Origin of the sequence: Sorangium sp. So ce321 (genome assembly GCF_051530195.1) — a bacterium.
Classification (GTDB): Bacteria; Myxococcota_A; Polyangia; order Polyangiales; family Polyangiaceae; genus Sorangium.
Genome location: NZ_CP150329.1, coordinates 6971919 through 6986510, shown reverse-complemented (window position 1 = coordinate 6986510; position 14592 = coordinate 6971919). Strand labels below are relative to the sequence as shown.

Sequence of the window (14592 nt, the reverse complement as noted above, 5' to 3'; positions counted from 1 at the left end):
TCCGCCGTGCCTCCCCCCCGGCTGCTTGTGGGGCGCTTGCCTGGCCGGTTACCATCCGGCGGTCCCGCCGCGCGCCTGCGAGGAGGTGCGGGCACCGGAGCGACCATGGCCGACACGAAGCCGATCCATCTGGCGAGGGGAGACGGGAGCTCCGGGGCGCTGGGGGCGCGCCGGGAGGTCCGGGCGGAGGCGCGCATCGCCTCCGGCGACCTGCTCGACGTGCGCCGCGTCGAGGTCTCCGACCGCATGTCGGCGCTCTTCGAGGCGCGCGTCGTGGCGGTGTCGGACAACCCCGACATCGACTTCGAGGCGGTCATCGGCCAGCCGATGACCCTCGTCGCGCACGGTGACCAGACCCGCACGTGGACCGGCATCTGCAGCCGCCTCCGGCAGCTCGCCGTCGAGGAGCGCAACCTCTCCACCTACGAGCTCACGCTCGTCCCCGCGCTGTGGCTCGCCACCCAGCGGCGCAACTACCGCATGTTCCAGCGCACGTCGGAGCTCGACATCGCGCTCCAGATCCTCAAGGAATGGGGGGTCTCCCCGGCGCTGCGCCTCGCCGGGACCTACAAGAAGCGCAAGTACCGCGTCCAGTACGGCGAGAGCGACTACACGTTCCTCTGCCGCATGCTCGAGGACGCCGGGGTGAGCTTCTACTTCGAGAGCGCCGGCGAGGGCCGGCTCGTCCTCGACGACGGCCCGCACCGCAACACCCGCCGCGCCCCGATCGCGTTCCGCGACCACCCGACCGACACGGATCAGGATCACGTCACCGAGGTCGAGATCGGCCGCCGCCTGCGCCCGGGCAAGTACACGGTGCGCGATCACGACCACCGGCGGCCGGCGTCGTACCGGCTCCTCGCGAGCGCTTCCGGCGCGGGCGGCGCGGGCGGCGCGGGCGGCGCGGGCGGCGTGTCCGGTGCGGGCGGCGTGGAGGAGCGGCTCGAGCGCTTCCACTACGTGCCCGGGGCGTTCCTGTACGAGAGCGACAAGGGCGAGAGCACGCCGGTCGCGGACGACAGGGGCAAGTACCGCGCGGACGAGTCCGAGGGCGCCGCGCTCGCGCAGCGGCGGCTCGAGGCCAAGCGCGCGTCCGCCCGCGAGATCGCGTTCAAGACCAACACCCTCGACCTCGCGCCGGGCACCGTCGTCAGCTTCCTCGACCATCCGAAGAGCGAGCTCGGCCCGGACGCGGGGCTCCTCGTCCTCGAGTCGACCCTCGTCGGCGACGTCCCGGGCCCCTGGCAGCACGCGTGCAAGGCCGTGAGCGCGGAGGTGCCTTTCCGCCCGCCGCTCCGCGCGCGCAAGCCGCGCGCCCAGGGGGTCGAGAGCGCCACCGTCGTCGGCGCGCCCGGCGACGAGATCCACGTCGACGAGCTCGGCCGCGTGCGCGTCCAGTTCCACTGGGATCGCGAGGGCCGCATGAACGACGCCTCGTCGTGCTGGATCCACGTGAGCCAGCCCTGGGGCGGCGCCGGCTTCGGCGGCACCAACCTGCCGCGCGTCGGCCAGGAGGTGATCGTCGACTTCCTCGGCGGCGATCCCGACCGCCCGATCATCGTCGGCCGGGTGTACACGAGCCTCCAGAAGACGCCGTACAGGCTCCCCGACAACAAGACGCAGAGCGGCTGGAAGAGCAGCTCGTCGCCCGAGACCGGCGGCTACAACGAGATCATGTTCGAGGACGCGGCCGGCAAGGAGCTCGTCCGGATGCAGGCCGAGCGCGACCTGCACAAGAAGGTCAAGCACGACGAGAGCGTGAACATAGGCAACGACCGCGTGAGCGCGATCGGCCGCGACGAGGAGCAGACCGTCGGCAACGACTCCATGAAGCAGGTGGTGAACAACGCGCGCGAGGTGGTCGGGATGAACCGGTCGCGCGCGGTGGGCAACAACGAGACGGTGGAGATCGGCAGCACGCAGAGCATCCGGGTCGGGGACAGGCTCGAGATCGTCTGCGGCAAGTCGGTCATCGTGCTCGAGAAGTCGGGCAAGATCACGATCTCGGGGACCGACATCACGGTCCACTCGAGCGGTCACACGCAGATCAACGGCGATCCGATCGACCTCAACTAGGCGCTGGCTCGGGCGCCTCGCCCCGCGGCGAGGCGGCGAGACGCACACCCGGCGCGCTCGGCCCCGAGCTCGCCCACGTCACGGTACCAGCGGCGCGCTGGACCGCATGGATGAGAAAAGTGCTCTGGTCGGGCGGCGCATTGCTACCTGAGCTCGCATGGCAGGCGACGGGCTGATCAATGCTGGTTTTGCGGCAGATCGTCCGCGATGTCGTAGTAGTCGCCCTTGTCGGCCACGTGGATGTGAATCCTCAGTCTGGTGCCAGTCGGCGTATCGAATGCGCCCATGGCGATGCCGATCCAGTCATGTTTGTTCTGGTCGACTGGGTCCCAGAAGAGCGAAGAGCCGCATGCAGAGCAGAAGCCTCGTCGCGCCTTCTCGGAAGAGCGGAACCAGGTGATCTTGTCGGCGCCGTGGATCGTCAAGGCGGCGCGAGGAACGTCCGTGGACGCGAAGAAATGACCGGAGTGCTTGCGGCACTGCGAGCAATGGCAGGCATCGGGCGGGGGCAGCGCGCCGTCGACCTCGAACCTCACAGCCCCGCAAAGACATGATCCGCTGTGCACAGCTCACTCCTTCCTGAACGCAAGGTTTGGCAACCAATCATCGGGTGCAGCGTGTCCCTCTGGCCCTTGAGCTCGCCCGCGCGCATGCCCTCGAGCTCGCCGCGGTCGATCAGCTTCTGTACGAGTGGGGGAAAGGTCGCCTCGCCTTCGATCTGCCGTTCCATGATTAACGCCTCCAGAGCCTGCTGCATGGGCTCACGCGACCCGTTCCAGACGAGCTGAAAATAGACCAGCGCGTGCTCCTGGTCGAGCCGGCGCTGCTCGGACCGACGTGGCCCGCGCTCCTCCAAGAAACCCCGGGCACGCGGCGGATCGCGATGGCTCGCCGCCGCGATGTCGTCCTAGGGCGGGCGCAACGAAATCGGAGGCGGCGGCGGGCGTGGTGCTACCAGAAGCGTGACCTCGGCGCGCCACCGCTGCTCCAGTACTGTCGCCGCGGGGAGGGCGAGGCGTGGCGCCGCGGCGACTCGGGGATCGGCGGGGCCACGTTCAACCTGTCGGCCGGCGGCTGTTCTCTTCACGGCGGGCGAGAAATCGTCCGCGGAGTTTAAAGGAACACAGGACGCCGCGGAACAGGGCCAGAGACGAGCCAGCTCATGACGTGCCGGCCCGACGAGAGACGCCTCTTTCCTGGAGACCCCAACATGAACAAATCCATTCTCTTCGCCTTTGCCCCGCTGCTCGCGGCGTGTGACGTGGGACCGACGACAGGCGCTGGGCTCGATCTCCGCGATCGCGAGGGGGCAACGCTGCAGTCGGCGGCCCTCGTCGAGCCGATCGTCGCGCGCGGAGCGTTTGCCACGGAGGCCGATCGCGAGCGCTTCGAGGCCGAGGTGCTGCCCTCGGCGCGAGCGTTCCTCGCGTACTGGGCGGAGGCAGGGCTGAGCGTACCGCATGCGCCAGCGCGGCTCTTCATCTCTCCGCCGCGCGGGACGAGCGCGACGGAGGCCCTGCCGCAGCTCTACGGCGAGGGCATCTTCGACGATCTGCGCGCGCTCGAGGCGGAGGTCGCGAGCGCGCCCTCGAACCGGGCAGCGATCGAGCGGATCGATGCGTTCACGTGCGAGCGGCCACCCTTGCATCGCAGCTTCCTCGATGAAGTGGAGGAGCACGCGGACAACCCCGACGTCGGCCCGGCAGACATTGCGCAGGCGCTGCGACGGGAGCACGAGGAGCTCCTGGGACCCGATGGCACCTTCTCGTTTGGCACCGACAACGGCGAGTTCGAGCTGCCGCTGCGCAGGAACTGCTCCTACACCCTGCTCGGACACTCCACGCAGCCCACGCGCGCACACCCTTACCTGGAGAGGGACGTCGTGAATCACGAGCTGGGCCATGCGCTGCACTACGGCATCTGGCTCGCCTCCGGTCCGCTCGGCGAGCGCCTCAGCACCGCCGCGAATGAGGCCATCGCCGACATTCTCGCGCACGTGTTCGACGGTGATCCCTGCCATGGCAAGGTGCTGGGCGAAGGGGGCACGCCCGTCGACTGTCGCCGGAGGATGGACGTATACGAGCAGTCCGTCTCGGACGCGTTCTGGCGCTTCGGCCGCGCCGACCACGAGACAGGCCAGTCGCTCCGGCAGCTGATCTGGACCCTGCGGGAAGAGGTGCCGGCGGGCGCGCTCCGAGTTGCCATCGTCGACGGGATCGCCGCGGTGCAGGTCGCGCTGAATCAGATCGACGCGGAGCCGCTCGCCAACGTTCCGGTGTTCGACGACGAGATCCTGGCCACGCGCTACCGCTTCGTGCGCGAGGTTGAGGCGGCGAGCGCGTTCTTCCACGCAGTGTGCGCGCGCCTGGGGGACGCGCCGCCGGCCTGCGGCGAGCACGCCCAGCGCATCGGCGATCCGCGCGTCGCGATGCGCGAAGCGTGGCTGGCGAACGCGCCGACGTCGATCGGTCGTGGCGGCGTCACCCTGGCGGACGGCCGCCGCGTGACGTTCGAGCTGGAGGGCGCGCTCATCAGGCAGATGACGGTCACGCTGGCGGACGGCGAGCAGCGGAGCTACCCGGGCGATCCCGATCTCGGGCTCCCCGAAGTGGAGCGTGAGCCCACGAGCGGTCGCATCACGCTGTGGTTCTCGGAGCCGGGCTCCACGGCGCCCGGCGCGCAGGTGGGGTGGACCTCCGACGGGGAGCTGATCGCGCGCTGAAGCACGACGAGGCCGACGCGTCCGAAGGTTTTGGTGCCATAGCAAATGTCGCGCTTCGATGGATCGAAAACTCCGCGACGACACCCCTCCAGGTGTCCAGGCGAGCGAGTCGAGGACGCCACGGCAAATCATCTGAAGGCTCGCGCCCCCTGGCGGCATCAATCCCTGTGTGCGGCCCACATCCGGGCGGCCCGGGGTTGTCCGTGTGCTGATGCGCGGCGAAAGGAGCATCATGGTCGTTGCTTGTGAGCGGCGTGCAGAGGTCCTCCTCGCCATGGCGATGGCCACGAGCGCAATCATGGGATGCTCGAGCCCCCCCCTGCGGCAGCCCTGGGAGAGGAGCCGGATGGGCATGAGAGGCCGATCATGGACCATGTAGCTGCACATGAGTGAAAGCACCGTCGTTTATCGTCATTTGAATATTTCATTCGCACCGCCGCTGCTTCCTCTCGCGGCACCACCCATTCCTGATGGTTGAATATTCTATGAACCAAGCGCGCTCGATCCTCCTTGCGACCCTGCTCTTGCCTGGACTCGCGCTGAGCGGGGCATGCTCCAGCGAGCCGTCCAGTAACTCGAAGGCATCCATTTTGGATCCCGACGGCGACGAGGCGCCCGCCGACAACGGCGATGAGGCGCCCGCCGACAACGGCGGCGAGGCGCCCACCGACAACGGCGATGAGCCGCCCGCCGACACGTCGCCGGACTCGCAGATGCTCACCTGTAACGCTTCAAAGTCGCCCATGTTCAAGAGCCGCGACGTGTTGAACATGCGGATCTCTGCCGATTTTACCAAGCTGAACAGCGCACCCACAAAAGAGGAATCGGGCTCACAGGCCGTGATCGAGCTGAGCGACCAGAGCGGCGCGGCGCCGATCACCGCGAACATCATCGCCCGGGGAGTTTCGCGCTTCCATTGCGGCTTTCGCCCGTTCTCGCTCAAGTTCGAGGAAAAGCAGAAAGATAACATCTTCGCGCACCTCGGCAAGTCGGTGAAGTTCGTCACGCATTGCGGAGACAGGGAGGGCTTGTCTCCCACGCTCAAGGCGGACTCCATCGAGACCTACGAACAGCGCCTGCTGATGGAGGACACGGTTTATCAAGTGCTCGATCAGCTGCAGGTGCCCTCGCTCAAGACGCGGCTCGTACGGCTCACCTACCACGACGCGCCGACCGGCAAGGAGGAGACGCACCTCGCGTTCGTGCGCGAGCCCGAGGACGAGATGGCCGAGCGCTGCGGCATGGTGGAATGGGAGGACCTGTCCGGGGTCGATACCTCGCAGCTCAAGGTGGACCAGCATGGTCTGGTGCTGTTGAACCTGCTGAACGATTTCGTGATTCAGTACGACGGAATCGAAGGGAAGAACCTGGTCACCATGGTCGACGTCGATCGCAAGGCGATGTTCTACGCTCCCTACGATTTCGACTTGGTCGGCGTGTCCCGCCCAGACTACGTGGCCAACGAGGGACGCACGCTCGAACAGAACCGAGACGCGTTCGCGGACTGGCTGCGGCGCAACCAGAGCCCCACGCTGTTCGACCAGATCAACAGGATGCTGGCTCGAGCCGACCAGATGCAACGCGCCGTCGATCAGTCGACCATGAACGAGGAGAACCATGAGGTCTTCTCCCGCTGGCTCTCGCTCTACCTGGGTCTCCTCCGGGATTTTGGCGCGTGCGAGGGGCACACGGACGACCCGTCGCGGCCCCTGTGTCACGTGGAAGACGACCACGGTGATCGCTCCGACTCGGCCAGCGCGGTCGATCCCGGCGAATGGAGCGCGCGCATCGAGCCGCCCGGCGACGTGGACATGTTCGCCGCCGACCTACAGGCGGACACGCTTTACTCCCTCGGTGGCCGAGTGCCTCTCGAGCTCTTCGATGCCCAGCAGAGCCTTGTGGCGTCGGCCTCGGAAAGGACCGTCTCGTTCAAGCCGAGCCAGACGGGCACATACTACCTCCGAGCTTCGCTGGGGGGACAGATGATCTCGTCGCCGCTGCTCCCGAGCCCCGAAGACATCGACCGTTACATCTCCCTCTACAAGGACGATCACGGGGCGTCCGTGGAGACGGCGACCACGCTGGAGGCCGGCGAGGACGTCGAGGGCAAGTGGGAGCTGGCCAAGGGGGAAGACGAGGATTGGTTCTTGCTGAGCGCAGGCGCATCGACCAACCTCCACATCGTGCTGCGGGACACGGACACTGGCCGCATCGAAGTGAGCCGGCGCGGTGCGCCGGCCGAAGAGCTCCCCCTCGAGGAATATCTCCTGGAAGGTGACAACGACGTGTCGTCGCTCTTCGAGCAACCTGGCGAGTACGTCGTCCGGGTCATCCAGTTGCTCGGCCTCCGAGCCAATGGCTCCTACACCGTGACGCTGCAATAGCCCGGAGCTCCTGGCGCAGGCACGCCGGAGCCCGCGCCGGCGCAGGTCGCGGTAGGTTGGCGGGGCCAGCGCCGCGGGTGACGCCGGTGCCGAGGCTGGTGCGCGGACCGCTTTGCGTGGCCGGGGCGCTCGCCTCCGAAGGGGGGCGAGCGGCACCTCGTCGCGCTCGCCGCTGGTACACACGACACCACTGCGCCGCGCCACGACGAGCGCGGCGCGAGCACGCCGGGCAGGCTCAGCAACGGCCAGCGCGGTGGAGGGATGAGCGCGGCCCGCCTGGCCATGAACGCCTGTGGCTCCGCGGGCTCCCTGTCTCGATGTCAACAGCCGCCGTTCTCCGGACAGGCGCGCAGGTGGGCGGGGCGCTACGCGCGACTGGGCGACTGGGCGACTGGGCGACTGGGCGACTGGGCGACTGGAGAGGAGCGGCCTTGGCCCGATCTCCTCCAAGCAGCGTTGCTCGTGACAGAAGGCTCGGGCGAGGCGAGCTCACGTGAAACGCAGCCGCTGACTCGACGGCGCCGATCTCTTTTGAATTATTTCACGTTCGACCCTCGTCGAGCGCCCTCCGTGCTATAGACCCCGTGTTTGCACCTGGTTCAGTACGATCACCGAGGGTATTCCATGAAAATCTCTCCAGAGCGCTTCGGGCTTGTAGCATCAGCGTGCGCCGTGGCCGGTCTGCTCGCTCGCGGAGCCTCTGCGCAGTCGGCACCCTCCGTGGAGACCACGTACGTCGAAGCGCCTGCGACCAATCCGGGGCGCGTGGAGGGCTGGTCACCGGGGCTGCTCCTCGGCGGCACGTTCAACCTGGCCAATAATCGCAGCGTCGTCGGGCAGGCAGACGGGACAGGCATATCCGCAGGCTTCATTCTGGAGGGCTCCCTCGACTTGAATAAGGCCGCCCACGAGCTCCGCATGACGCTCGGGGCTGGCGCTGGCGTGACGCGCACGCCGGCGCTGGATACCTGGGTCAAGACGCGCGACGCGCTCGCCTTCGAGGCGATTTACCTCTACCACGTCGTGCCCTGGTTCGGGCCGTTCGGTCGCTTCGCTCTCGATACGCAGCTGTTCCCTGGCAGCGACCCGCGCTCGGCGCCGACGACCTACGCGATCACGCGCGCGGACGGGACCACCGAGGCGATCACCGGGACGCGCCTTCGCCTGAGCGATCCGTTCCAGCCAGTCACGCTCAAGCAGTCGCTCGGCGTCTTCGTCCAGCCTGTCAATCGGGAGTCAGTCCTTGTCGAGGCGCGCGCCGGCGCTGGCGCGCAGGAGGTTATTGCGTCGGGCGTGCTCGCCCTGGGGGACGACGACGGGACGCCCGAGGTCGAGGTGAGCGAGCTCTCGAGCTATAACCAGCTCGGCGCCGAGGCGGTCATCGAGGCCTCGGGCACGCTCCGCGAGAAGCAGATCACGTACAAGGCGGGAATCGCCGCCCTCTTGCCGATCGTGTATTCGGAGCTGGACGCAGGCGATGATCGCGGCGCGCTGGACCTCATGAACGTCGACATCGTCGGGGGGCTCTCCTTCAAGCTCGTGGAGTGGGCGTCCCTCGATTACCAGCTCCATGTCGTGCGCCAGCCGCAGCTCATCGACGCCTGGCAGGTGCAGAATAACATCCTGCTCACGCTCTCCTATGCCGTGGGCTCGAAGGTGCCAGGGTTGCCGCCCTGCGTGCCCTGCAGGCCGGTGCCAACCAAGGCGGAGCCGGCGCCGACGCCTGCGCCCACGCCGGCTCCCGAGCCGGCGCCGGCGCCTGCGCCCACGCCGGCCCCGGCGCCTGCGCCCGCACCTGCGCCCGCACCGGACGCTGCGCCTGCGCCTGCGCCTGCCGCGGCGCCCGCGCCTGCCGCGGCGCCCGCGCCTGCCGCGGCGCCCGCGCCTGCGCCGATACAATGATTGGAGGTTTCGGCAATGACCTCGCCGCGCTCGCCGCTGGCACACGTGAGCCATCGCCATGGGCGTGGCTCACTGCGGCTCTCGCCGGGGTCGACGATGCCGGACGTGGGGCGGCGTCAGCCCGCAGCCCGGACGGGCTTGGGACGGTGCGCAAGAAGACTCACTCTGGCACAGGCACATCCTCGATCACGCAGAAAACCTCGTGATTGACGCTGGCACGTCACGTGCTCCCGGGGCACGGCATGAAGACCTCGATTCGATGGCTCATCCCCGTTGCGCTGCTCCAGGTGCTCGCCTGCTCCGATCCCGTCGAGCAGCCCACTGAAACCGGATCGGGGGGCGACTCGTCCGGAGGAACCACGTCGTCGAGCGCGTCGAACGGCACCGGCGGCGCCCCCGAGACGTCGTCGAGCGCGTCGGGCGATACCGGCGGCGGCCCCGTGGAGTGCGATCAGGGATACGGCGCTCAGCCGGGAGCGGCCTGCACGAACGAGGACGAGATATGCGACAGCGCCTGCTCGGGCTGCTGGGACAGATGTATCGACGGCGTGTGGGTCGCGGAGTGTGATCCGTGCCCCGATGCGCTGCCCGAGAGCGGGACGAGCTGCGAGGGCTATGACGGCGTGGGACCGTGCAACTACTATGTCGAATGCGGCACGGCGATCGCCGACTGCGACGGGGCGACCGGGTTGTGGGTCGTCGAGGGGGACGACTGCGGCGGGGAGGACTGGGGCGGCTGCGGCTGAGCGTCGGTCTCCCTCTCTGCAACCAACGACGCAGGGCGACGCCGAGTACGGACGCCCGCGCCGCTCTCGTTCCACCGGCGCGAACGTTCCCGCCACGACGCCGTGACCCGATCACCACGCGGCGTCCCTCGATAAGCCGAGATGCTCGCGCAAGAGGCCGACGAGCATCTCGGGATCGACTCCGGGATCGACTCCCCACGTCCGGAAGGGATGCTCCATGTGGCGCATGACGTCGTAAGCAAGGTTGCATCGCCCGCGCGCCAGGCTCTCGTACCTCGCTTCGAACAAGGGATACGTGTCGCAGGCTCGGAAGAAGGGGCAGCCGGTGCAGGTCCTCTCGCGGCGCCAGGCGTCCCCGTCCAGGCTCTCCTGATACCGCGCTCCGCGCTGCAGCGCCGCGGCGGTCAGCGGCCGAGAGAGGTCGGCGATCCGGGCGTCTTGACCGTAACCCGCGCCGGGCGGGTACGGTAATGCGGCCGCGGCGCCGGGATCCTCGAGGCGGAGAGCACTTCAGGTCGCGCATCCAGGAGAGGCGCAATCGCGAGAAGCGCTGAGGCGCTTCGAGAGCGCGGAGCGCTTCAGCCGAGCGGGTGTGTCGGCTGGAGCACGGCGTCGCTGAGCGCGGAGAGGCGCACGGGGTCGGCGCGGTGGTACTCCGGGTCGGCGATCATGTCCGTGAACGCCCTTCGCGAGGGATACCGGACGAGGGCGACGCAGTCCCAGGACTGGCCGGGCTCGGCGCAGAGCGCCGTCTTGCCGTCGCCCGCGTAGAGGATCTCGCCGCCGTGGCGGGCGAGGACGGGGCGCGCGAGCGCGATGTACTCGAAGTAGCGCTCGCGGCCGCCGTTGGGGCGGAAGCGGAGGAGGTTCAGCATGACGACGGGCTTGCCGTCGTCCTCGCGGAGAAAGCGCTCGAGGTCGGAGGGGGTGATCGTGATCATCTATTTCAGCCTTTCCTTCGGGATGTCCGTGAACATGACGATGCTCTTGATGCGGTGGCTCGCGTCGTACTCGACGTCGTCGTGGCCGCTGAAGCCGGCGTTCCCCCTGGCGTCGACGAGCTGCCGCTGCACGAGGGCGTGGGTCTCCCAGCCGAGCATCGAGGCGAGGCGGAACGAGCTGGCCGGGCTTCGCCGGCGAGGAGGCCCGCCGTTGCGGCGCGCCGCGAACGCGCGCATCGTCGCGCGGCATGGCCGCGATCGACTTCGAGGTGTCCGTCCCGCAGCTGCGGTGCTTCCTCGCGGTCGTGGACGCGAGCTCGGTCGCCGAGGCCGGGCGCAGCCTCGGGATGTCCGCCGCGAGCGTCTCGAAGGCGATCACGCGGCTCGAGGACGGCGCCGGCGTGAGGCTCCTCCATCGCTCGACGCATGCCATCTCCCTCACCGACGCCGGCGAGGCGCTGCTCGAGCCCGCGCGCGAGGCCGTGCGCGCGGCGGAGGCCTTCGCCGAGACGGCCGCGCACGCGTCCGCTCGCGGCGACGGCGGGATCGTGCGGCTCACGGCGGCCGCCGGCATGGTCCGGCACGTCCTCGCGCCGCTCGTGGGCGAGCTCGCGCGCGTGCATCCGGACCTCCGGGTCGACATCCGCGTCACGAACCGGGTGCTCGACCTCGCCGAGGGCGGGATCGATCTCGCGATCCGCTCCGGCCCGTTCGACGGTCTTCCCGGGCACATCGCCCAGACCTGGTTCGCCGCGCCGTGGGTGCTCTGCGCGACGCCGGGCTACCTCGCTGGCCGCGCGCGCCCCGTGTCCCTGCGCGATCTCGACGGGCACGACCTCATCGCCTTCCGCAACGGCAGCGGGCGCGTCTTGCCCTGGCCGCACCGGGACGGCAGCTACGAGCCGAAGGCCCGCTTCACCTTCGACGACGGTGACGCGAGCTTCAGCGCGATGCTCGCCGGCGCCGGCATCGCCTGCACTCCGCTCTACCTCGCCGCGGCCTCCTTCCGGAGCGGCGCCGCGGTCGAGGTGCTCGCACCGCTCCGCGCCGAGCCCGTCCCGATCTCGCTGCTCCGCCGCGAGCGGCGCCTGACCCCCGGCCGGCTGACGAAGCTGATCGCGTTCCTGAGCACGCACGCCCCGGACCTCTCCGACTTGCTCTGAGCTCACGCCCGGACTCTGGCAGGCCGCGGCGGCGCGCTGTAGACGCGGGCGGGGAAGGGCAGTCTTGCCCTCGCGGAAACGTCAGCGCCGGTGGAGGAACGCGGCGACGAGCCCGGAGAGCGCGACGACGATCGCGAGCCCGACGAGCGCGAAGTGCGCCGCCTGCGTCCGCTCGTCGGGCACGGCGGCGCCACGATCATCGGCGGAAACATCGGAGTCCCCCGCCGTGCGCCGCAGCTTCCTCGAAGCTGTGCCGGAGCACGCGCGCATCCTTGCGCTCGCTGAGGCATGGGAGTTGGCGGACAGGTGCTCCCTCGAACCGGCGCAGCGCGACCTGCACCGAGAGCATTCTGCATCCGACGATGAACGAAACGCTGGGGGTGCGGCACCTCAGGGTCATGCGAACGACTTCACTCATCGTCCCGTGCATACTCTTGATGGTCGGTTGCTCTGGCCCCGGGTCTGGCGACAGTTCCTCCGGAGGGGCAGGCGGCGGCTCTCCCGGAGTCACGTCTGGCAGCGGGAACGCCGGCGGCGCCGGCGGCGACCCCAGCGGCAGTGGTGGCGCTGGCACCGGCAGTGCCTCCAGCGGCCCCAGCGTTGGCTCCGGCGGCTCCGGCGGCTCCGGCGGCTCCGGCGGCTCCGGCGGCTCCGGCGGCTCCGGCGGCTCCGGCGGCTCCGGCGGCTCCGGAGCTACGCGTGGACCACCCGCCGCGGCAACATCACCGTCTGGAGCCGCACCGGGGGCGAGGTGCTGTCGATCACGCTGGCGCGCGACGGCAGTGTCCACGCGGCCCCCGACGCGGTGCACCTCGCGACGCAATACGGCGCGGATTCGTCGGTCCAGGTCATACCGATCGACGGCTCGCCGCCGTCCATCACGCCCGGGTTCGCGGGCACCTTCCACGCGTGGTCCCAGGACGGCGCGCGCTTCCTGACGACGGCCGGCAGCACGGTGCGGGTGTACTCGAAGACCGGCGTCCAGGAGAGCATCGTCAACCTGCCGGAGTTCTACGAGCTCGGAGCGATCGGAGACTACCTCTGGACGCACAGCGCAGATTCCCCGCGCAAACCGCTCACGATCTACCGGATCGGCGGAGGGAACGTTCCCGTAGCACAGTACGAATTCAGTGGCATCGCCACCTTCGTGCCTACCGAGCGCGCGATCGGCGTGTTCGCTTACCCGGAGCTCACGGTCATCGATCTCGGCGGCTCTGAGATCACGGCAACGGAGCACGAGGCGGCCATGTACGGCTCCAGCGTGATGCACATCGACGGAGGGCTTCGCTGGGCGATCGGTAGCAGGCGAGGCCTCATCGAGCACAAGGGCACGGTGGCCGACCCCGGCGCGACCGGGATGCTCGGCTGCGGAGCGTCGAACCTGGGCGGCTCGGCCTCCGGGCAGGTCGCCATCGCCACGGCTGTGGGGACGATCCTCGTCGCGCGCGGCCGACTGCGCCGCCATGGTCGCAGCCGCCGTGAAGAGGTACGGGCGGCTCGACGTCGCGTTCAACAATGCAGGCGTGGAGCAAGTCATCAAGAGCGTGCCCGAGCTCGAGGAGGACGAGTGGGATCGCGTGATCGACATCAACCTGAAGGGCGTCTTCCTGTCGATGAAGTTCCAGATCCCGGAGATGCTCAAGGCCGGCGGGGGCGCGATCGTCAACACGTCCTCCGTCGGAGGCCTCGTGGCGACGCCTGGTCTGTCCGCGTACGTGACGTCGAAGCACGGCATCATCGGGCTGACCAAGGTCGCGGCCATCGACTTCGCCGCTCGCAACGTGCGGGTGAACGCGATTTGCCCCGGGGGCACGCACACCGCGATGTTCGACAAGTGGATAAGGGATGGGGCCGTGGAGCGACACGTCCTCGCGAGCCACCCGATCGGCCGGTTCGCGGACCCGATCGAGCCGGCTCGGGTGGCCCTCTTCCTGGCGAGCGACGAGGCGTCGTTCGTGACCGGGGTCGCCCTGCCCGTCGATGGCGGGCTCGTCGCGGCCTGACACGGCCGCTGTGTGGACGCGTCGCCGAACGGCCTCGACGCGGAGGCTCAGAGGGGCCACTCGAGCCTGATGATGGCACGCGGATCCTCGCACAGCTTGCGTGAGGAACTGGTAGGTCCTGAGAAGTCGGCCCTGCGGGCCTCTCGACTGGTATACCTGTTGCTACGCTTCCAGTCGGTTCCAGCCAAAGGGAGGTTCCATTGAGCAGAGGGAAGCGCTTGTTTTCGGTAGGTGTCGCGATGGTGATCGGCCTGGGCCTCTCGGTGAGCGTGACCGGAGCGGCATCAGCCAGTATGGATACCGGTAGCGAGGCCATCTCCGCGGCGGCGGACTTCTGGTACCTGCACAGCACGTACAACAGCCGGGCCGAGTGCGAGGGCGCCGCTCAGCTGTACATGTGGCCCAACAACCCGGGAGGCGCCGACGACTACGAATGCCGGTCCGAGGGCGGCCGCTGGGGTCTGTGGCTGGGATTCCTGTCCTGACGCAGTGACACGGAAGGGCAAGCTGGGCGGCGTGGTCCCCGGGGGTGGCGGGAGGCCAACTTCCTATCCCTGAACGTGGTTCTTCGTCCTGGTAACCGGTGTCATTGTCCGGCATAGCACTTTCCGTTCCTCGAACGAAAGGCGTGAAGACTTCGAGGACGGGCTCGGCG

Annotated in this window: 13 protein-coding genes; 8 read left to right on the top strand and 5 right to left on the bottom strand. The window is 69.0% G+C overall.

Annotated features, from left to right (window positions below):
* Positions 1-105: 105 nt before the first annotated feature.
* Complete coding sequence (locus WME89_RS25810) at positions 106-2076, top strand: type VI secretion system Vgr family protein (protein ID WP_438011735.1); 1971 nt, start codon at positions 106-108, stop codon at positions 2074-2076.
* A gap of 176 nt (positions 2077-2252) precedes the next feature.
* Here the strand turns inward: WME89_RS25810 and WME89_RS25805 are convergent, their stop codons facing one another.
* Together WME89_RS25805 and WME89_RS25800 are read right to left on the bottom strand one after the other, a co-directional pair.
* Positions 2253-2642 (bottom strand): GFA family protein, encoded by a 390-nt coding sequence (locus WME89_RS25805; protein ID WP_438011734.1) that lies wholly within the window; start codon positions 2640-2642, stop codon positions 2253-2255.
* Positions 2609-2932, bottom strand: coding sequence for a hypothetical protein (locus tag WME89_RS25800; RefSeq protein WP_438011733.1), 324 nt, complete (start codon positions 2930-2932; stop codon positions 2609-2611). The genes WME89_RS25805 and WME89_RS25800 overlap by 34 nt, the downstream gene beginning before the upstream one ends.
* Before the next feature lie 354 nt (positions 2933-3286).
* On the opposite strand from WME89_RS25800, the gene WME89_RS25795 reads away from it, so the two are divergent.
* The 4 genes from WME89_RS25795 (at position 3287) to WME89_RS25780 (ending at position 9830) form a co-directional block, all read left to right on the top strand.
* Positions 3287-4798, top strand: coding sequence for a hypothetical protein (locus WME89_RS25795; RefSeq protein ID WP_438011732.1), 1512 nt, complete (start codon positions 3287-3289; stop codon positions 4796-4798).
* A 485-nt stretch (positions 4799-5283) separates the two neighbouring features.
* Positions 5284-7182 (top strand): hypothetical protein, encoded by a 1899-nt coding sequence (locus WME89_RS25790; RefSeq protein ID WP_438011731.1) that lies wholly within the window; start codon positions 5284-5286, stop codon positions 7180-7182.
* A 720-nt stretch (positions 7183-7902) separates the two neighbouring features.
* Positions 7903-9084 carry a hypothetical protein gene (locus tag WME89_RS25785; protein ID WP_438011730.1) on the top strand — a complete coding sequence of 394 codons (1182 nt, stop codon included), beginning with the start codon at positions 7903-7905 and terminating at the stop codon, positions 9082-9084.
* A gap of 242 nt (positions 9085-9326) precedes the next feature.
* Complete coding sequence (locus tag WME89_RS25780; protein WP_438011729.1) at positions 9327-9830, top strand: hypothetical protein; 504 nt, start codon at positions 9327-9329, stop codon at positions 9828-9830.
* A gap of 578 nt (positions 9831-10408) precedes the next feature.
* Here WME89_RS25780 and WME89_RS25775 read toward each other — a convergent pair.
* Positions 10409-10771: a DUF1330 domain-containing protein gene (locus WME89_RS25775; RefSeq protein ID WP_438011728.1), complete on the bottom strand. Its 363-nt coding sequence runs from the start codon at positions 10769-10771 to the stop codon at positions 10409-10411.
* A complete protein-coding gene (locus tag WME89_RS25770) occupies positions 10772-11008 on the bottom strand; it encodes a hypothetical protein (protein WP_438011727.1) in 237 nt (78 codons plus the stop codon).
* An 11-nt stretch (positions 11009-11019) separates the two neighbouring features.
* On the opposite strand from WME89_RS25770, the gene WME89_RS25765 reads away from it, so the two are divergent.
* Positions 11020-11934 (top strand): LysR family transcriptional regulator, encoded by a 915-nt coding sequence (locus WME89_RS25765; RefSeq protein WP_438011726.1) that lies wholly within the window; start codon positions 11020-11022, stop codon positions 11932-11934.
* A 693-nt stretch (positions 11935-12627) separates the two neighbouring features.
* Here WME89_RS25765 and WME89_RS25760 read toward each other — a convergent pair.
* Positions 12628-12933, bottom strand: a complete 306-nt coding sequence (locus tag WME89_RS25760) for a hypothetical protein (RefSeq protein ID WP_438011725.1) — start codon at positions 12931-12933, stop codon at positions 12628-12630.
* Positions 12934-13355: 422 nt separating this feature from the next.
* Here WME89_RS25760 and WME89_RS25755 point away from each other — a divergent pair, with 422 nt between their 5' ends.
* Both WME89_RS25755 and WME89_RS25750 read left to right on the top strand, forming a co-directional pair.
* Positions 13356-13937: an SDR family oxidoreductase gene (locus tag WME89_RS25755; protein WP_438011969.1), complete on the top strand. Its 582-nt coding sequence runs from the start codon at positions 13356-13358 to the stop codon at positions 13935-13937.
* A 293-nt stretch (positions 13938-14230) separates the two neighbouring features.
* Entirely contained in the window at positions 14231-14422 is a 192-nt protein-coding gene (locus WME89_RS25750; protein ID WP_438011724.1) for a hypothetical protein, read from the top strand.
* The last annotated feature ends 170 nt before the right edge of the window (positions 14423-14592 follow it).